General features: G+C 70.7%; 21 protein-coding genes and 1 pseudogene. 12 read left to right on the forward strand and 10 right to left on the reverse strand.

Annotated features, from left to right (window positions below):
- The first annotated feature begins 39 nt into the window (after window positions 1-39).
- Both CPH93_RS37045 and CPH93_RS30570 read left to right on the forward strand, forming a co-directional pair.
- Window positions 40-291, forward strand: coding sequence for a hypothetical protein (locus CPH93_RS37045; RefSeq protein ID WP_231977010.1), 252 nt, complete (start codon window positions 40-42; stop codon window positions 289-291).
- Window positions 288-986 (forward strand): GNAT family N-acetyltransferase, encoded by a 699-nt coding sequence (locus CPH93_RS30570; protein WP_231977011.1) that lies wholly within the window; start codon window positions 288-290, stop codon window positions 984-986. Before CPH93_RS37045 ends, CPH93_RS30570 begins: the two co-directional genes overlap by 4 nt.
- 27 nt (window positions 987-1,013) lie before the next feature.
- Here the strand turns inward: CPH93_RS30570 and CPH93_RS30575 are convergent, their stop codons facing one another.
- Entirely contained in the window at window positions 1,014-3,140 is a 2,127-nt protein-coding gene (locus CPH93_RS30575) for a SpoIIE family protein phosphatase (protein ID WP_093482031.1), read from the reverse strand.
- 260 nt (window positions 3,141-3,400) lie between these two features.
- On the opposite strand from CPH93_RS30575, the gene CPH93_RS30580 reads away from it, so the two are divergent.
- The 9 genes from CPH93_RS30580 to CPH93_RS30620 all read left to right on the forward strand — a co-directional run bounded on the left by CPH93_RS30580 (window position 3,401) and on the right by CPH93_RS30620 (window position 7,500).
- Window positions 3,401-3,793 carry a gas vesicle protein GvpO gene (locus CPH93_RS30580; RefSeq protein WP_093482030.1) on the forward strand — a complete coding sequence of 131 codons (393 nt, stop codon included), beginning with the start codon at window positions 3,401-3,403 and terminating at the stop codon, window positions 3,791-3,793.
- Between the two features lie 85 nt (window positions 3,794-3,878).
- On the forward strand, window positions 3,879-4,331 hold the full coding sequence (locus tag CPH93_RS30585; RefSeq protein ID WP_093482029.1) for a gas vesicle structural protein GvpA: 453 nt from the start codon (window positions 3,879-3,881) through the stop codon (window positions 4,329-4,331).
- 3 nt (window positions 4,332-4,334) lie between these two features.
- Entirely contained in the window at window positions 4,335-5,048 is a 714-nt protein-coding gene (locus CPH93_RS30590) for a GvpL/GvpF family gas vesicle protein (protein ID WP_093482028.1), read from the forward strand.
- A 9-nt stretch (window positions 5,049-5,057) separates the two neighbouring features.
- Window positions 5,058-5,309, forward strand: a complete 252-nt coding sequence (locus CPH93_RS30595; protein WP_093482027.1) for a gas vesicle protein GvpG — start codon at window positions 5,058-5,060, stop codon at window positions 5,307-5,309.
- Between the two features lie 105 nt (window positions 5,310-5,414).
- Window positions 5,415-5,852: a gas vesicle protein gene (locus CPH93_RS30600; RefSeq protein WP_093482026.1), complete on the forward strand. Its 438-nt coding sequence runs from the start codon at window positions 5,415-5,417 to the stop codon at window positions 5,850-5,852.
- Window positions 5,849-6,664 (forward strand): GvpL/GvpF family gas vesicle protein, encoded by an 816-nt coding sequence (locus CPH93_RS30605; protein ID WP_093482025.1) that lies wholly within the window; start codon window positions 5,849-5,851, stop codon window positions 6,662-6,664. Before CPH93_RS30600 ends, CPH93_RS30605 begins: the two co-directional genes overlap by 4 nt.
- On the forward strand, window positions 6,661-6,912 hold the full coding sequence (locus tag CPH93_RS30610) for a gas vesicle protein (RefSeq protein ID WP_096214686.1): 252 nt from the start codon (window positions 6,661-6,663) through the stop codon (window positions 6,910-6,912). The genes CPH93_RS30605 and CPH93_RS30610 overlap by 4 nt, the downstream gene beginning before the upstream one ends.
- Complete coding sequence (locus CPH93_RS30615) at window positions 6,902-7,315, forward strand: gas vesicle protein K (RefSeq protein ID WP_093482023.1); 414 nt, start codon at window positions 6,902-6,904, stop codon at window positions 7,313-7,315. Before CPH93_RS30610 ends, CPH93_RS30615 begins: the two co-directional genes overlap by 11 nt.
- A gap of 11 nt (window positions 7,316-7,326) precedes the next feature.
- On the forward strand, window positions 7,327-7,500 hold the full coding sequence (locus CPH93_RS30620) for a CsbD family protein (RefSeq protein ID WP_093482022.1): 174 nt from the start codon (window positions 7,327-7,329) through the stop codon (window positions 7,498-7,500).
- A 75-nt stretch (window positions 7,501-7,575) separates the two neighbouring features.
- Here CPH93_RS30620 and CPH93_RS30625 read toward each other — a convergent pair whose 3' ends face one another.
- From CPH93_RS30625 to CPH93_RS35930, 5 genes and pseudogenes are all read right to left on the reverse strand, one after another.
- Complete coding sequence (locus CPH93_RS30625; RefSeq protein ID WP_096215655.1) at window positions 7,576-8,151, reverse strand: Dps family protein; 576 nt, start codon at window positions 8,149-8,151, stop codon at window positions 7,576-7,578.
- Between the two features lie 82 nt (window positions 8,152-8,233).
- Complete coding sequence (locus CPH93_RS30630; protein ID WP_231977012.1) at window positions 8,234-8,941, reverse strand: SDR family NAD(P)-dependent oxidoreductase; 708 nt, start codon at window positions 8,939-8,941, stop codon at window positions 8,234-8,236.
- Between the two features lie 67 nt (window positions 8,942-9,008).
- Window positions 9,009-9,248: pseudogene (locus CPH93_RS37050) on the reverse strand (SDR family NAD(P)-dependent oxidoreductase); the annotation flags it as partial.
- A 30-nt stretch (window positions 9,249-9,278) separates the two neighbouring features.
- Window positions 9,279-10,265, reverse strand: coding sequence for an SRPBCC family protein (locus CPH93_RS30635; protein ID WP_093482021.1), 987 nt, complete (start codon window positions 10,263-10,265; stop codon window positions 9,279-9,281).
- A 6-nt stretch (window positions 10,266-10,271) separates the two neighbouring features.
- Window positions 10,272-11,276 carry a histone protein gene (locus tag CPH93_RS35930; protein WP_159395078.1) on the reverse strand — a complete coding sequence of 335 codons (1,005 nt, stop codon included), beginning with the start codon at window positions 11,274-11,276 and terminating at the stop codon, window positions 10,272-10,274.
- A 393-nt stretch (window positions 11,277-11,669) separates the two neighbouring features.
- On the opposite strand from CPH93_RS35930, the gene CPH93_RS30645 reads away from it, so the two are divergent.
- Entirely contained in the window at window positions 11,670-13,226 is a 1,557-nt protein-coding gene (locus tag CPH93_RS30645; protein WP_231977013.1) for an alpha/beta hydrolase, read from the forward strand.
- A gap of 39 nt (window positions 13,227-13,265) precedes the next feature.
- Here the strand turns inward: CPH93_RS30645 and CPH93_RS30650 are convergent, their stop codons facing one another.
- The 4 genes from CPH93_RS30650 to CPH93_RS30665 form a co-directional block, all read right to left on the reverse strand.
- Window positions 13,266-13,493 carry a DUF6458 family protein gene (locus tag CPH93_RS30650; protein ID WP_040901776.1) on the reverse strand — a complete coding sequence of 76 codons (228 nt, stop codon included), beginning with the start codon at window positions 13,491-13,493 and terminating at the stop codon, window positions 13,266-13,268.
- 120 nt (window positions 13,494-13,613) lie between these two features.
- A complete protein-coding gene (ku, locus tag CPH93_RS30655) occupies window positions 13,614-14,600 on the reverse strand; it encodes a non-homologous end joining protein Ku (protein WP_093482019.1) in 987 nt (328 codons plus the stop codon).
- Between the two features lie 115 nt (window positions 14,601-14,715).
- Window positions 14,716-16,107, reverse strand: coding sequence for a DUF2252 domain-containing protein (locus CPH93_RS30660; protein WP_093482018.1), 1,392 nt, complete (start codon window positions 16,105-16,107; stop codon window positions 14,716-14,718).
- Between the two features lie 18 nt (window positions 16,108-16,125).
- Complete coding sequence (locus tag CPH93_RS30665) at window positions 16,126-16,527, reverse strand: DUF7144 family membrane protein (protein ID WP_093482017.1); 402 nt, start codon at window positions 16,525-16,527, stop codon at window positions 16,126-16,128.
- Window position 16,528: the final 1 nt, after the last annotated feature.

Consider the following 16,528-nt stretch of genomic DNA (forward strand, 5'->3'; position numbering starts at 1 on the left):
GTTCGATGGCTTCGCGGAGCCCTGGCACAGTGGCGCACCATGGATGACTCCGAGCTCATGACCGCTGCGGACGTGCAGCTCATGCAGGGCCTGGCGCAGCGGGTCACTGCCCTCCGTCCCGACCTGGTGAACAGCGACGCGACGTATGGAGAGCTGGCCTGGAACTGGGGCAAAGGGCACGCATGCGACGGCGAGAGCTGGCTGCGTCGACTGTGGTTCTCCGGTGACGAGTTGGCGCGTGGGGCTGGGCCCAACTGCCCCACCAGGTGCGGCGGAGCGACGGGTCGGTGAAGGACGTCACCAGCGCCTATCTGGCGTATCAGGTCCATCCCGACCACAGCGAGCTGGTGGACGAGGTGATCGACTGGTACGACGGTGTGACGGTCGGCGTCGAGCGCACCGTGATGCCGGGAAGCGCCGATGAGTTCGCCCTCAAGCGATGGGCGGCGCACGGCTATGAGACCGATCCGGCCTCGCTCGGCGACACCGGGACCTGGACTCAACTCAACGAGCGGGACCTCAACGACCTGGAACAGCCGGTGCTGCCGGACGGCTTCCGCTTCCACACCGCCGACGAGGCCGGGCCGCAGGCCGCGGTCCAGGCTCATGTGGACGCCTGGGCTCCGTCACCATATACAGCCGAGGCCTACGAGGGCGTCCGGCGGACACCGCCGTACCGCGGCGACCTGCACGTCCTGGTGGCGGCCCCGGAGGGAACGATGGCCGCATCGACCATCATGTGGCTCGACGAGGCGAACAGGACCGCCGAGTTCGAGCCGGTCGGAACGCATCCCGACTACCGGCGGCTCGGGTTGGGCAGGGCCATGCTGCTGCACGGGATGCACCTGGCGCGGGAGGCCGGGGCCCACCACATGACGGTCGCCTGTCTGGGTGCGCCAGGGCATCCCAAGGCGCGCGGGCTGTACTACAGCGTCGGTTTCCGGGAGTTCACACGGGACGCGCCGCTCATCAAGACCGGAGGTTGAGCGCCGTCCCGAACCATGGCTCGGCTCTCATACGGGAATGGCCGGCCCGACCGGCAGGGCCGACAACAGCAGGAGGGCGACATCGTCCTGACGGTCCGTGTCGGCGTGCTGGTTTTCCAGCAGGGTGTCGGCCAGGCGCTCGGGGCCCAGGGGTGGGGCGTCGTTGAGGCGTCCGGCCAGTTCGGCGACGGAGCGTTCCGGATCGACGCCCGGGGTTTCGACCAGGCCGTCGGTGTAGAGGGCCAGAACGGACTTCGGGGGCAGGGTGATCTCCGTGGCGGAGTAGCGGGCGTCCGGGTCGATGCCCAGGAGGAGGCCGGGCGGCACGTACAGCACCGAGGTGTGCCGGTCGGGGTGGCGGAGGATGGGCGGCGGATGGCCGGCGCCGGCCAGGCACGCCCGCCGGGTCCGCAGATCGATGCGGACGTACAGGCAGCTGGTGAACAGATCCGGGTCCAGGTCGGTCAGCAGCCGGTTCGTACGGGCCAGCACCTCTCCGGGGGACACCCCCGCGGTCGCATAGGCGCGGACGGCGGTGCGGGCCTGGCCCATGAAGGCGGCGGCCGTCGCGTTGTGGCCCTGCACATCACCGATGACGGCGGCGATGTGGCCCTCGTCGAGCCGGATCAGGTCGTAGAAGTCGCCGCCGATCTCCATACCGCGGGTCGACGGCAGGTAACGGCCGGCGACGGCGAACCCGGGCACCGCGGGCAGGCCGTGCGGCAGCAGGCCGGCCTGCAGATCGTGGGCCAGCTGCTGTTTGGTGTCGTAGAGCCGGGCCCGGTCGAGTGCCTGGGCGATCAGCCCCGCCAGCGAGGTGAGGACCTGGCGTTCCTCCGGGCTGAAGGTACGGGGCCGGGTGTACGAGAGGATGCAGCAGCCGACCGGGCGGCCGGAGACCACCAGCGGCAGCACGGCCCGGGAGGCCTTGCCGGTCAGCTGCAGCAACCCCGGGTAATCGCGTTCGCTCTCTTCGGGAGAGCTGAAGAAACTGGGCTCCCCGGTGGCGAGGGCGCGTACGGCAGGGCTGTTGGCGGCGTCCAGGGCGACACCCTCGAAGGCGGCGACGGCCTCCGGGGGGTACCCGCGGTGGCCGATGGTGTGCAGCCGGCCGCCCTCCGCCGCGTACATGATCATGCCTTGGGCGCCGAACGCCGGCACGATCTGGCCGGCGATGAGATCGACGACATCCCGCACGCCGACGGCCTCGGTGAGCGCCGCCGCAAGATGCAGGACGTGGTAGATCTGCCCGGCCCGCACCGGCACGACCTCGCCCTGCGCCGGCGGCGGCGCCACCGGGCCGTAGTCCTTGCCCGAGGGGCCGATCCATACGCTCAGCCCCCGGGCGTCCGGGAACAGCCGGAAGGTGAGCCACTGGTCCGGGGGCCGGCAGGCGGTGAACGACATCGGGCGGCGGCTGATCACCGCGGCGCGGTAGCGGTCCTCGAAGGCCGGGTCGCGCAGCCACGGCAGGGCATCCCAGGGACGCGAGCCGAGCAGCCGCGCCTCCTGCTCGCCGAGCAGCTCCGCCGCGCCCGTGGTGACCAGGGTGAAGCGCCCCTCCAGGTCGAGGGCGCAGCAGCCGCCGGGCAGCCGCTCCAGGTAGTCGACGGCCGCCAGCGCCTCGTCGTGGCCCACGGTCCGCGCCGGAGGCGGCGAGAGGACCCGTGGGGCGCCGGCGGGGGCGGCGGCGGTGCCGGGCCGGGGGCGTTCGTCCAGCAGCGCCGCCAGACGCCGGCAGGCGGCCTCCACCGCTTCGGATTCGTCCCCCGACAACTGCGGTGCGTGGCCGGCCGGCCACAACAACAGCAGGGCGCCCCGGCCGTCGGTGCGCTCGCCGACCGGGGCCGCCGCCAGCGCGAAGTCATAGGGCACGGCGACCGCCGTACGGGGAAAGTCCCGGGCCATCTGCTGCTGGCCGCCCGCCCACACCAGCCGCTGCTCGCGGGCCGCGACGGCGACCGGGATCGGGGCCGCGAGCGCGACCCGGCTCCACGGCTCCAGGAACGGCGCCGGCACCCCGCTCATGGCGGTGAGCTGCAGCACCGGCTCATCGGCCGCCAGCTCGTAGAGGCCGCCGGCGGACGCCCCGGTCTCCCGCAGGGCGCCGAGCAGTGCCCGGTCGACCGGATCCGCCCCGGCCCAGCCGGTCATCGCTCACCTACACACAGCTGTCGCGCCATCGAGACCACTCCGGCCCGCTGGTTCTCCCGGGCCGAGACCGTCGCGGCGTCTCTGCCGGGTCAGTGCTGACGTTACGCCGCCGACCGGGCTGCGGCACTCGGTCCCCGGGCCGCCCGGTGCCCCCATGGGCACGGCGCGCCAAGATGCGCTCAGCTCAGGCCGTATATCATGTAGGGACGCCTCTTGTGAGTGGCGTGGGCAGCATGTCGCCTCCGAATCCGGAGAGGACCATGGCCACAGGCGAAGAGGACGACACGGACCGAGTCCGGCGTCCGTCCAGCAAGAAGACCGCCAGGAAAACCGTCAAAAAGACCAGCAGTACCCGGGCCGAGAGCCGCGAGAGCGGGACGGAACGCGTGGCCCGCCGCGTTTCGGCACCACGCGCCATGCGGTACGCGTCCGAGCAGCTCGAACAGCTGCTGGGGCGGGTCCCCGAGTCCGTCTCCGCGGTGCAGCCGACGGAGAACGGCTGGCAGGCGGATGTGGAAGTCCTGGAGCTGGAACGGGTGCCGGGGACCACGAGCGTGATGGCGACGTACCGGGTGACGCTGGACGAGGAAGGTGAACTCGTGGCGTACGAGCGCACCCGCCGCTACACCCGCGGCCAGATCGACCGGCGTTGAGGCCGGGCAGGCCGCAGCACCACGTTCGCCAGGCGAACGACTCGGCCGCTCCGCACCGCGGGGCGCGCCGGTGAAGGGAGGCACCATGACTGTGGTGCCGCAAGGCGGAGGGACCCTCGCCCCTGGTGGCGGGGGAGGCTCCGGAAATCTCTACGAGATCCTCGATCTGATTCTGGACCGCGGGCTGGTCATCGATGTCTTCGTGCGGGTGTCGTTGGTCGGCATCGAGATCCTCAAGATCGATGCCCGCATCGTCGTGGCGAGCGTCGACACCTATCTGCGCTTCGCCGAGGCCTGCAACCGCCTCGACCTGGAGGCGGGGCGCAAGGCGCCCTCCCAGCTGACCGATCTGGTCGGCGAGGTCACCGAGGGGGGTTCGCACGGCAAGGCCAAGGGCGCACTGTCCGGAGCCGCGGAGGCCGTCAGCGACGCCATCAAGGGCGGCGGCGACGACGAGGAGCATGAGGAGAAGCAGAAGGAGCCTGCCGGCCGGCATGAGCGGTCGGCTCGTCGGCCGGCCCGGCGCCGGAAGGAGTGAGCGATGCCCGTCTATGTCTACTCCATCGTCGCAAGCAGCCACCCCCAGCGCCTCAACGGCCTGAACGGGGTGGGCGATCCGCCGTCCACGCTGCGCACGGTGCAGAGCGAGGAACTCGCCGCCGTCGTGAGCGACGCCCCCGAGGAACTGCGCCCCAAACGCCGCGACCTCGGCGCGCATCAGGCCGTCCAGGAAGCGCTGATGGCCGACGGAACCGTCCTGCCCCTGCAGTTCGGCTTCACCACCACGGACGACGACTCCGTACGGGACGTGCTGGAGGAGCGTGCGGAGATATACGCCGAACGGCTGGAGGCGCTGGAGGGCTGCGCGGAGTACCACCTCAAGGCCAGCCAGGCCGAGGAGGCGCTGCTGCGGCAGATCCTCTTGGAGTCGGACCAGGCACGCGCACTGAACGAACAGATCAGAAGCGGCACCGGCGGCCCGGAAGCGCCCCTCGCCCTCGGTGAGTTGATCGCCGGGGAAGTACAGGCACGTGAGGAACAGCTCGCCGACCGGATCGTCGGGGTGCTGCGCGGATTCGCGCGGGAGGAGCGCCTGTCACAGGCGACCGGGGACGACTTCCTGAGCGTGTCCTTCCTGGTGGAGCTGGACAAGGAGAAGAGCTTCCTCGGCGCGGAGCAGGATCTCGCCCACGAGCTGGGGGAGGACTTCGACCTCCGGCTGATCGGCCCGCTGCCCGCCTACAGTTTCGTCTAGGGAGTCCCCATGGGACTGTTGAGCCACCTCGCCACCCTCCCGCTGGCGCCCGTGCGCGGCGTGGCCTGGGTCATGGAACGCGTCGTCGACGCCGCGGAGGAGGAGTACTACGACCCCGCACCCATCGAGCGGGAACTCGCCGAGCTCGAACGCGCGCTGCTCGCGGGCGAGATCGACGAGGAGACCTTCGACCGGCGCGAGGACGAACTGCTGGACCGGCTGGACGAGATCAGGGCTCATGTGCAGGGCACCGGCAGCTGACCACGGCCACCGGGGAGCCGGAGCGCGGGCGCGCGCTCCGGCCACAATGCCGGGACACCCGGGAATCGAGGTGCAGCGGCCGTGAACGAACCCGTGGCACGGAGGATGGGTGACTACCCGTCCAGGGCCGGCCCGTACGGCGGCCAGGGCTCCTCGGCCAACCTCGCCGACATCCTGGAACGCGTCCTGGACAAGGGCATCGTCATCGCGGGCGACATCCAGATCAACCTGCTCGACATCGAACTGCTCACCATCAAACTCCGGCTGCTGGTCGCCTCGGTGGACAAGGCGAAGGAGATGGGCATCGACTGGTGGGAGCACGACCCCGCGCTCTCCTCCCGCGCCGCCGACGGCTACCACTCGCTCGCCGAGGAGAACCGGCGGCTGCGCGCCGAGATCGAGGCCCTGCGCCAGGGCGACGAACTGCCGCCCGCCGAGGACGAGGACGAGGAGACCCGCCCCGCGCCGCGCCGCGCCGCACGGACCTCCCGCGCCAAGCGGGCCGAGCCCCGGCCCCGCAGCAAGCGGCGGGACGAGTCATGACCGGGACCATGAGCTATGCGTACGCCGTCGCCCGGGACGACGACGACACGCTGGCGCAGGCGCTGTCCGGCCTGCCGGGCGTGGCGGACGCACCGGTGCACCTGGTGCGCGCGGGCCGGCGCGGCGAGATGGTGGTCGCCGTGAGCCCGGTGCCCGAGCCGGACTTCCAGGAGTCCGCGCTGCGCGCCCACTTGGAGGACCTGGACTGGCTGGAGTCGGTGGCCCGCGCCCACCACCGGGTGATCGGGGCGCTGGCCGAGCGCACCACCGTCCTGCCGCTCCGGCTGGCGACGGTGTATCTGGACGACGAGCGGGTGCGGCAGATGCTCGACGCCCGCCAGGAGGCGTTCGCCGACCGGCTGTCCGACCTCACCGCCCACACCGAGTGGGGCGTCAAGATCTACGTCGAGGCGCCCGCGGCCACCGAGCGCCCGGCCGCGCCGGCGGCCGCAGCGGACCTGAGCCCCGGGCGGGCCTACCTCAGCCACCGCCGGGCGCAGCGGCACGCCCGCGAGGACGCCTACCGGGACGCCGAAGAGGTCGCCCGGCGCGTCGAGGAGGCGGCCCGGCACCATGCCGTCGACCGGGTCCAGCACCGCGCCCAGCAGGGCGAACTCGCCCGCGGGCCGGGGGAGAACGTCATCAACGACGCCTACCTCGTACCGGTGGGGCACGCCGAGGGCTTCCGCGCCGACGTCCTGCGGGCGGGCGAGGGGCTGACCGGGGTCCGGGTCGAGGTCACCGGGCCATGGGCCCCGTACTCCTTCGCCACGCCCCCCGAAACCGAGCCGATGAAGCGAGCCGCACCGTGAGGGCGGCGGACGGCCGGCCGCCGGCAGTGGCGCAGGAGCCGCTGCCGGACCGCCAGATCGCGCTGATCGACCTGCTGGACCGGCTGCTCAGCGGGGGCGTGGTCCTCACCGGCGATGTCGTGCTGTCCATCGCCGACATCGACCTCGTCCGCATCTCACTGCGCGCGCTGATCGTCTCCATCAGCGAGCAGATGCCCGCCCCGTGGTCCACCATCGCACCCCCGGTACGCGACGGTCATGACGGATGAGGACCGCCGCCCCGCCAGCCGCTTCGACGATGTCGCCGACGCGGCCGCCCGGGCGTTCCGGCTGCTGCCCGCGGCACCGCAGGACGAACTGCCGTCCGGCGGCGGGGAGCACCGGAGCCCGGCACACCGGCTGCGCACCAACCCGGACACCGTGGAGCGCGACCTCATCAAGCTCGTGCTCACCCTCGTCGAGCTGCTGCGCCAGCTCATGGAACGTCAGGCCCTGCAACGGGTCGACTCCGGAGACCTCACCGAGGAACAGGAGGAGCGCCTGGGAGCGACGCTGATGATTCTGCACGACCGCATGGTGGAACTCTGCACCCAATACGACCTCTCGATGCAGGACCTCAATTTGGATCTCGGCCCGCTCGGGACGTTGCTGCCACCCGCTGAATCACCCTGAAGGAGCGTGACATGGGAATCGGAAAGAAGACCAGGAACCTCGGCCACATCGTCGAGGGAAAGGCCATGCAAACGACCGGGAAGGCGCTGGGCAACAAAAGTCTGGCCCGGAGAGGGAAAGCCGAACAGGTGAGGGGCAAGGTGTTGCAGGCAATGGAGAAGGGCAGGGACTCGCTCAGGCACTGACCGGCACGGCCCCGCCGCCGCACTTCCTGCGACGACGGGGCCGGCGTCTTGTGCCGGGAGACCTTCCGGCCCGGCTCAGGGCTGCCGGCTCGCCTGCTGGACGGCCACCCGGCCCGCCACGGCCTCGCCCCGGGCCGCGCCGGTGCTGAGCGTGCCGCCGGCGCTCTCCAGATGCGCCCGGACGAACCACTGGAACAGCTCCAGCGACCGCAGATGCTCGATGAGCAGGTCCTGAGTCACCGGATCGACCCCGTCGGTGGCGGCCACCGCCGCCCGATGGTCCTGGATGATCCCGGAGTAGACGACATCCAGCGCACCCAGGTGCGCGATCGCGTCCGCCCGTCCGACGGAGTAGTCGTCCCAGGTCCGTTCCTCGGTCAGCGCGCCAGGCGTGCCGGTCGGGGAGCCGCCGAGGGTCGCGATGCGCTCCGCGGTGGCATCGACCATGCCGCGGACGGATTCGACTTGCGGATCGAGCATTTCGTGGACGGCGATGAAATGCGGCCCCACGACATTCCAGTGCACATGCTTGAGCGTAAGAGCCAGATCATTGAGCGCATGCAGCCTCAGCCGCAGACGTTCGATGACCTCTCCGCCCTCGGCCTCGGTCAGGCCGGGCACGGTGTATGCGGGGGAATTGCTCGCGGCCACGGTGAACTCTCCTTTCACCACAGGTCGGTTCTTCCTGCGATGCTGGACCGGGTGCCCGGCAATTCCGCTCGGAAACATCTCCTCAGCGCTGATTGAAACGGTCCGCCGCCCGTTCGTTGAGGGCGCCGAGGACCGCGCGCAGCCGAGGGGCCGGCGGCTGCTCCCCGGCCTCGACCGCCGAGCCGCGCACGGTTGTGCGGCTGCCGTCACGCGGCAGCACCCGGGCGGCCGCCGACACCAGCCGGGTGGTGGTCACCGGCGCCAGCCCGTGGGCCGTGGCGCCGAGCCGGGCCGCTGGTGTCAGTACCAGGCGCGGGCGCCGGCGCTGGAGTGCGGTCACGATGCGGTCCGCCGCCCGCTCGGCGTTCATGGACAGCAACGGCGCCCCGGCCACCGCGGAGAACCACCCGTACTCCCGCCGGCGGTCCCCGCCGAAGAAGGCATGGAGATGCGACCCGGTGCGCATCAGGCCGGGGTGGACCGCGGTCACCGAGACGCCGTGCGGGGCCTCCTCCGCGTGCAGCCCGTCGGCCAGCGCGGCCACCGCCGACTTGGCGCAGGAGTACGGCAGCAGATGCGGCACCGCCAGCAGACCGCCGACCGACCCGATGAGCACCAGCCGGCCGCCGGCCGGGCTGCGCCGGAGGTGGGGGAGGGCGGCCAGCGAGGTGTTCAGGGCACCGTTGAAGACCGAGTCCATCGCGTCCTGGAACCCCTCGGCGCCGAGGGCCTCCGCGGGGCCGACCTGGATGATGCCGGCGTTGGCGATGACGATGTCCAGCCCCCCCACGGTCCCCGGCGATCTCCGCGAGACGGTCTCGCACTGCGGCCCGGTCCCGTACATCGCACACCACCCCGTGCACCGTGCCGCCGCGGCACGGGCCGAGCTTGTCGACGGCCCGGCCCAGTTCGGCGTCGTCCCTGGCCAGCAGCGCGACGTCACAGCCGCGCCGCAGCAACTCGCGGGCCAGCAGCAGCCCGAGCCCCCGCGAACCGCCGGTGACGACAGCGGTGAGCCCTTCGATCGAGGGAGGAGGCGGAAACACACGCATGGTGAGTCCTTCCATCGGGCGCCGGCCGGCGCGGGCGAGAGGCATGAACTCGCCGGCCTCCGCGCACCAACCGGCTCACTCCTCTTCCTCGTCCTCCTCCCACTCCTCGTCCTCTTCGCCTTCTTCGCCCTCCTCGTCACGGTCCTCGGCGTCGCCCTCTTCCTCGTCCTCGTAGTCCTCGTCGTACTCCTCCTCGGCGCCCTCACCGTCCTCGGCTTCCTCGCCCTCGTACTCCTCCTCCTCTTCTGCCTCTTCGGCCTCGACGGCCTCCTCATGGGTCCGTACGACCTCGGCGTCGCGGATCTCGCCACGCCAGCCCTCCGGCTCCTCCTCGGTGAGGGTCACGTAGCGCTGGAAGTGTTTGAAGTCCAGCCGCAGCCGGCGTCCCTGGGCGCGCCAGATGTTTGCGGTCTTCTCGAAGAATCCCGAGGCGTAGTACTCGACGACCAGCACGATGCGGGTCAGATTGGGCGCCAGTTCGTGGAAACTGACGGCACCGTGGGTCGTCCCCTTGGCACCCTCGGACGTCCAGATGATGCGTTCGTCCGGCACCTGCTCCACGACGGTCGCCTTCCAACCCCGGGTCGACGGGCCGACCTTGGCCTTCCAGTCCGTGGTCGTCTCGTCCTGCACCGACACATTGCGGACGCCCTTGGTGAAGCTGCTGAACTTCTCGTACTGGGTCCAGTGGTCGTAAGCGGTGCGCAGCGGCACGCCGATATCGAGGACCTCGATGATGTTGGTGACCTTCTGGTCCCCCGACTTGCGTTTCTTTCCGCCGCCGAAGACCTCCTTGGCCTTCCCCATGACGTTGTCCTTGACGTTCTCCGCCGTGCCCTTGAGGGCGGCGGAGACGGGGGAGTCGCCGCCGAGGAGATTGGCGCCGATTTTGGAAAGGGATCCGCCGTTCTCGGCGACATCGGTGAGCTGGTCCGTCACATCCATCAGCTTGTCGCCGGCTCGTTCGGCCAGATTCCCGACCCAGCTCGTCACATAGTCCCCGAGCTCGTCCCGCAGTCGGTCGAGTCCCGAGTCCGCTTTGTCCTGTCCCGTCTTGGCCATGACCGGTTACCTCCGGCGCGCTGATGTCTTCTTGGCGCTCTTCTTCGCAGCGGGGGCTGCCTTCCTGCCTGCGGCAGTCTTTTTCGCGGGGGCCTTCTTGGCGGCCTTCGCTGTCGTCTTCTTGGCCGTCGTCTTTTTGGCCGTGGTCTTCTTGGCGGGCGCCGTCTTCTTGGCGGATGCCGTCTTCTTCGGCGCGGTCTTCTTGGCTGCGGTCTTTTTCGCGGGGGCCTTCTTTGCCGCGGTCTTCTTGGCCGGGGCCTTCTTGGCAGCCGCAGTCTTCTTCGCTGCAGTCTTCTTGGCGGGCGCCTTCTTCTTGGCGGCGGTCTTCTTGGCGGGTGCCGTCTTCTTCGCAGCCGTACGGCCTGCGGTGGCCTTCTTCCCTGCGGCGGCCTTCTTGGCCGGCCGCTGCTGCCCGCCCCGCTTCGCCGGGGCTCCCCGTTTCGCCGCCGCTGTGCGCTTCTGCGGCGCCGCCCGGGGGGCCTCCCGCGGGGTACGCCGGCGGGGCCGCTCCTCAGGCTCTTCCTCCGGCTCCTCTTCCTCTTCCTCCTCCTCTTCCTCCTCGTACTCGTCCTCGGGCTCCTCCTCGCCCTCTTCTTCCTCCTCCTCTTCCTCTTCCTCCTCTTCTTCGTCCCGCGCGGGCTCTTCCTCCTCTTCCTCTTCCTCCTCCTCTTCTTCTTCCTCCTCCGGCGCCAACTCGCCGCTTTCGAGCTTCAGGGTCCGGTCGTGGAGCGTATCGGCGAGGTTCTCCAGCTGGCGGTTGGCGGCCGTGGTCAGGGCCTTCCGGCCGGCGTCCATCACTTCTCCGCGCAGTTGGTCTCCCAGCTCGGCAACCTGGGGGATCTCGCCGAGTTTGCGTGCCCCTTCCGTCACGAGCTGGCGCGGTGAAAGCCCGAATTGGCGTCCGGCGAGATACGACGCCACCGTGAGGGCGAACCGGGCCTTCTTCGTGCGGCCCAGCAGATAGCCGCCGGCCAGTGCGGCGGCCAACAGGGCCTTGGATCCGTCATTCATGGGTGCGTCACCTTTTCCCGGTCATCCGGCCGAATCGGCGTCTGTGCAGGGGGCCACCGCCCAGCGGTGTGTTGCTCCGCCCTATCTCCAGAGTGAGCCGTGTGATGACCTCCGCATCTTGAGCGCGCTGACAAGCGCTGCGCGGCTACCCGGTGAATGCGGCTGATCCCATTGCGTGGTGCATGTCCGCGCGGAATGGGTGCCCGGAATACCGTCGGCCGCCTCCTGCCTGCCCGAATAAGGGCTGGTCACGGGGGCGTACGGCACGTCGAACGCCCCCGTCGCAGGTGTGCGGACGCCGAGTAACGGTCCTAGGCTCGGAATATGCCGGGAATACGCCGTGCGCCGTCTCGTGTGGGAGTAGGGGGAGCGCGGCGTGTTCGCCGGCGCACGGTGTCCGTACGGCTGTGGGCCGTGGCGGCGGTGGCGGCGCTGTGCGGCGTCTTCGCGGGAACTCCCGCTGCGGTGGCAGTCGGTGACCAGGATCTGACGCCGTTCTACCGGCAGCACCTGTCGTGGGAGCCGTGTGGCACGGACGTGCAGAGCGGCGCGCAGAGCGGGGGCGCCACCGAGCCGCCCGGTTTCCGGGAGCGCCTGGAGTGCGCCCGGCTGATGGTGCCGCGGAACTACTCCGACCCCGGCCGGAGCACGATGCAGGTCCAGCTGATCCGGCTCAAGGCGACCGGTCCCGGCAAGCGGCTCGGCTCACTGGTGCTCAACCCGGGGGGACCGGGTGCTTCCGGCGTCAACTATCTGATCGACAGCGGCAGCGCCTTCGCCCGGCTGGGACAGCGCTACGACATCGTCAGCTTCGACCCGCGCGGCACCGGCCACACCGACCCCGTCTCCTGCGGCAGCAAGCTGAGCCCGCCCCCCACCACGGGCGAGGACAACAGCCTGGCCGCAAAGGAGAAGCGCATCAACGAGGCCTGCGGGCGCTACTCCGGCGGGCTGCTGCCCTGGGTCGGCACCCCCAACGTCGCCCGGGACATGGACGTCCTGCGCGCCGCGGTCCATGACGACAAGCTCAACTACCTCGGCTTCTCGTACGGCACCAAACTCGGCGCGGTCTACGCCCATGAATTCCCCCGCAAGGTCGGCCGGATGGTGCTGGACAGTGTCGAGGACCCCACCAAGAACACCTGGCAGACCGCGGTGGCCCAGGCCCGGGGCTTCCAGCGGGCGCTGGACGACTTCGCCGCCGACTGCCTCCATGGCGCAAGCTGCCCGCTGGGCGCCGATCCGCACCACGCGCAGGAGCAACTCCGCAGCTGGTACCAGAAGTTGCGCGATACGCCGATGAAGGTGAAGGGGGAGACGGTGGACGAGACCACCTATGTGTACGCCTTGCGGGAGGCCCTCTACAGCAGGAGCGACTGGCCGCAGCTGCGCCAGGCGCTGGCCCAGCTGCGGCGCGGCGACGCCTCGGGGATCCTCCGGCTGAGCAACAGCGGGGAGGGCGGCGGGGGCGGCAGCGCCACCCGCGCCGGCCGGCTCCCGGCACGGCAGGTCGGGCGGGACGAGCTGCCGCCGCAGGACCAGCTGGCCCTGCGGGCGATCTCCTGCCGGGACACCTCGGAACGCTACGGCGGTGACGACTTTCCCCGCGCGGAGCGCGAACTCACCAAGGCCTCCCCGCTGTTCGGCCCAGACATCGCCCCGACTCTGCTGGACTGCTACGACTGGCCGGTGGCGGGCGACGACTCCTCCCGCGACGTCTCGGCGCCCGGCGCCCCGCCCATGCTGCTCGTCGCCACCACCAATGATCCGGCGACGCCCTACCAGGGTGCGCTCAGCATGGCGCGGGCGCTGGACAACTCCAGTGTCGTGCTGACCTATCGAGGCGAGGGCCATGCCGCCTACACCACCGGCGACCCCTGCATACAGCGCTATGTCGACGACTTCTTCCTGAACGGCACCCTGCCGAAGGCCCGTGCTTCCTGCGGCTGACCGGGCCGCCCCGCGGCCCCATCGCGCCGACGGGGGAGGTTACTTGTAGTAGCGGGCATCCTCGACATCGACCACCGGGGCGCCGGGGGACGGCGGCTGGGTGCGGCGCCGCTTGAGGATGCTGACGTAGGTGGCGAGGCCGATGATGCCGACGATCATCATGATGATGCCCACCAGGTCGAGGTTGATCCCGGCCATGTGCCAGTCCACCGCGAAGGTGAGGATCGCGCCCACCGCGAGCAGGCCGATACACCCGCCGATACCCATGGTGTCAACCTCCATAACTCTCTTGGCAGTAATCCCCGTTGAGGCATCGGGTACCCCGAGGCGGTCGCCTTATGTGCGCAAGCGGGGCGGGTGGCGGGCGGCCCGGTGCCCCGGCCGGGCTCAGCCGGCCCGCCGACCGCCCCTGCCGGAGGTCTTCTTCGCCGCGGCCGTTTTCTTGGCGCCGGACTTCTTGGCAGCGGACTTCTTGGCGGTGGCTTCGCCGGCGGCCGTCTTCTTCGCCGCGGTCTTCTTCGCGGTGCTCTTCTTCGTGCCGCGGCCGGACCGGGCGGTGCTCCGGGCGGGTTCACCCTCCTCGTCCTCACCGCGGGACTTCCTGGCCGCGCGCACGCTGTCCTGGAGGGCCGCCATCAGGTCCATCACCTGTCCGGCGGGCGGCTCCTCGCCGGCCTCGAAGTGCGGCTCACGATGCGCCAGCTTCGCCGCCACGATCTCTTCGAGCGCCTCGCGGTAGTGGTCGTGCACGTCGTCCTCGGACAGTCGGCCGAAGGAGTCCATCAGGGTCTCGGCGGCCTCCACCTCATTGGCATGGACCTCCACCTGCCGCTCGGGAAGGACCCCGTCCATCGGGCGGATCTGGTGCGGCCACAGCAGCACCTGCATCACCAGCGCGCCCTCCATCGGCCGGATCATGGCGAGCGTCTCCCGCCCGTGCAGCGCGATCTTGCCGAGGCCGACGCGCTGATGCCGTTCCATCGCCTCACGCAGCAGCACATAGGGCTTGGCCGCGGCGGGACTGTCGATGCCCAGGTAGTAGCCCTTGCCCATCTGCAGCGGGTCGATGTCGCCGCCGGCGACGAAGGCCAGGATCGTCAGGGTCTTCGCGGTCGGCAGCGGCAGCGCGTCCAGATCCTCGTCGCTCAGCGGGACGACGGTGTCGCCGTCGTCGGGCCGGTAGCCCCGGCCGATCTCGTCCGGGGAGATCTCGACGCCCTCCGCCGAGCACACGGGCTGATTGCGCACCCGTCCGCCGTCCGCTGTGTGGATCCGTACGAAGCTGACGGACGCGGAGCTGTCCGTGGCGTTGTACGCCGCGACCGGGATCGTGACCAGGCCGAAGCTGATGGAGAACTTCGCCGTGGGGCGCATGGGGCCGCCTTCGTGGGAGCCTTTCGGATCCATGCTAGGCGGGGCGGACGGGGCGTACATCCCGTGCGCTGCCGGGTGTGCCGATCGGGTGGCAGGGGCTGCCCCCGGCGCTGTCTCAGCCGGCTTCGGCCCGGACGCGGCCCGAGCGGACCGCCGCCACGAGCGCCTGGTGGTCGCGCGCGTTCTGGTCCGCGTAGCGCTCCGCGAACTGCGCCAACGCCTCGTCGAAGACCGTCCCCGAGCCGAGGTACGCGCCGATCGCGATTCGGTCGCCCGACCTGGCGTGCGCGCGGGCCAGCGTGGCGCCGCAGCGGACGGCGAACCGTCGCATGCCCACCGGCGCCATCTCGTCCGTCTGCAGGATGCCCTTCCAGTCGCGCAGCTGGCGTACGTAGAAATCGCGGGAGCGGCCGTCGATACCGGTGGTCGCCTCATAGCCGAGGAAGATGTCGCTGGCGGCCTGCATCATCCGCTGGCCGGACACGACCCGGGCGCCCTGGTTGCGGTGCCGGCTCGCCCCGGCGTACGCGGCGAGCACCGACTCGTCGGCCTCCTTGGCCTGGAGCAGCAGCGGATCGTCGTCGTCCCTGCCGAGCAGCAGCACGATCCAGCAGCGGGTGCCCACACTGCCGACGCCGACGACCTTGCGGGCCATGTCGACGACCCGGTACTGCTCCAGCAGTCTGCGGTGGTCCGCGCGCAGACTGCGGCCGTAGCTGGTGATGAGGTCACCGAGGGTGCCGGCCAGCCGGTCGCCCTCGGCGTCCGGCAGCAGCTCGTGCAGCGGCACGATCAGCGGCGGATCGGCGGCGAACCGCACCTGCCCGCCGCTGCGCCGGGTCAGCTTGCGGAACGCCTGCAGGGTGTCGTGCGCATGGGCGTCCTCGATCATCCGGGACAGCCCCGCCCGGCCCCTGGCGCCCAGCTCTTGGGCCTCCTCGGCCTCGACCTCGGCCATATCGGCGTGTGCGTACCAGACCTCCAGGGTGCGCATCTGCGCGTACCGGCGCATCTGCTCGCGGTAGGAAGCGCCGGCGGCCCGGATGATGCGGGCCCGCTCCGGCTCGCTGAAGCCGTTCTGGCGGGCCGCGATGGCGAAGCTGGCCGCCAGTCGCTTGACGTCCCACTCCCACGGGCCGGGAAGGGTCTCGTCGAAGTCGTTGATGTCGAACATCAGATGACGCTCGGGGGAGGCCAGCAGCCGGAAGTTCAGCAGATGGGCGTCCCCGCACAGCTGGGCCCGCAGCCCCGTCGACGGTGTCGTGGCCAGGTCCGCCGCCATGATGGCGGCCGCGCCGCGGTAGAAACGGAACGGTGACTCCAGCATCCGCCCGTAGCGAAGGGGCACCAACTCCGGGACCCGGTGGGCCGATTGCCGCTCGATGATGTCCACCGGATCGGCCCGGTCCGGCGCCGGGGTGAACTCCGCATGACGGGAGCGGGGCACTTCGGAGCGAAGTGCCCTGCCCCGTTCAGCGCGTTCCCGCGCGGTGGGTCCGGAGGCCATCAGGCGCGCCGGGCCGGGTCAGACGGCGACGGCGTGGTGGCGGTGTTCTCCGGCACACAGCGCCCAGATGATGAAGATGTCGATGGCGAGCACCACGATGGCCCAGAACGGGTAGTGGGGGATCCACAGGAAGTTCGCGAGCGCGCTGAGGCCCGCAAGGATCACACCGACCACCCGGGCCCACATCGCGCCGGTGCTCAGCAGGGCGATACCCGCGAGCAGGATGACGATGCCCAGGATGAGATGGATCCAGCCCCACCCCGTGAGGTTGAAGGAGAAGACGTAGTTCTGCGTGGTGACGAAGACGTTGTCCTTGGCGATGGCGGAGATGCCCTCCAGGAGGGTCATCGCACCACCGAAGATCATCAGGACTGCGGCGAATGCGGTCCATCCGCCCACAGTCTGCTTCCGAGAGGCCATG

Origin of the sequence: Streptomyces sp. 2323.1 (assembly GCF_900221035.1) — a bacterium.
GTDB classification, from domain to species: Bacteria; Actinomycetota; Actinomycetes; order Streptomycetales; family Streptomycetaceae; genus Streptomyces; species Streptomyces sioyaensis.

Bases quoted from the DNA above. Each gene is read 5' to 3' on its own strand.
- CPH93_RS37045 (WP_231977010.1), top strand. From the start codon at position 40: ATGGATGACTCCGAGCTCATGACCGCTGCGGACGTGCAGCTCATGCAG.
- CPH93_RS30575 (WP_093482031.1), bottom strand. From the start codon at position 3,140: ATGACCGGCTGGGCCGGGGCGGATCCGGTCGACCGGGCACTGCTCGGC.
- CPH93_RS30580 (WP_093482030.1), top strand. From the start codon at position 3,401: ATGGCCACAGGCGAAGAGGACGACACGGACCGAGTCCGGCGTCCGTCC.
- CPH93_RS30585 (WP_093482029.1), top strand. From the start codon at position 3,879: ATGACTGTGGTGCCGCAAGGCGGAGGGACCCTCGCCCCTGGTGGCGGG.
- CPH93_RS30590 (WP_093482028.1), top strand. From the start codon at position 4,335: ATGCCCGTCTATGTCTACTCCATCGTCGCAAGCAGCCACCCCCAGCGC.
- CPH93_RS30595 (WP_093482027.1), top strand. From the start codon at position 5,058: ATGGGACTGTTGAGCCACCTCGCCACCCTCCCGCTGGCGCCCGTGCGC.
- CPH93_RS30600 (WP_093482026.1), top strand. From the start codon at position 5,415: ATGGGTGACTACCCGTCCAGGGCCGGCCCGTACGGCGGCCAGGGCTCC.
- CPH93_RS30605 (WP_093482025.1), top strand. From the start codon at position 5,849: ATGACCGGGACCATGAGCTATGCGTACGCCGTCGCCCGGGACGACGAC.
- CPH93_RS30615 (WP_093482023.1), top strand. From the start codon at position 6,902: ATGACGGATGAGGACCGCCGCCCCGCCAGCCGCTTCGACGATGTCGCC.
- CPH93_RS30620 (WP_093482022.1), top strand. From the start codon at position 7,327: ATGGGAATCGGAAAGAAGACCAGGAACCTCGGCCACATCGTCGAGGGA.
- CPH93_RS30635 (WP_093482021.1), bottom strand. From the start codon at position 10,265: ATGGCCAAGACGGGACAGGACAAAGCGGACTCGGGACTCGACCGACTG.
- CPH93_RS35930 (WP_159395078.1), bottom strand. From the start codon at position 11,276: ATGAATGACGGATCCAAGGCCCTGTTGGCCGCCGCACTGGCCGGCGGC.
- CPH93_RS30650 (WP_040901776.1), bottom strand. From the start codon at position 13,493: ATGGGTATCGGCGGGTGTATCGGCCTGCTCGCGGTGGGCGCGATCCTC.
- ku (WP_093482019.1), bottom strand. From the start codon at position 14,600: ATGCGCCCCACGGCGAAGTTCTCCATCAGCTTCGGCCTGGTCACGATC.
- CPH93_RS30660 (WP_093482018.1), bottom strand. From the start codon at position 16,107: ATGGCCTCCGGACCCACCGCGCGGGAACGCGCTGAACGGGGCAGGGCA.
- CPH93_RS30665 (WP_093482017.1), bottom strand. From the start codon at position 16,527: ATGGCCTCTCGGAAGCAGACTGTGGGCGGATGGACCGCATTCGCCGCA.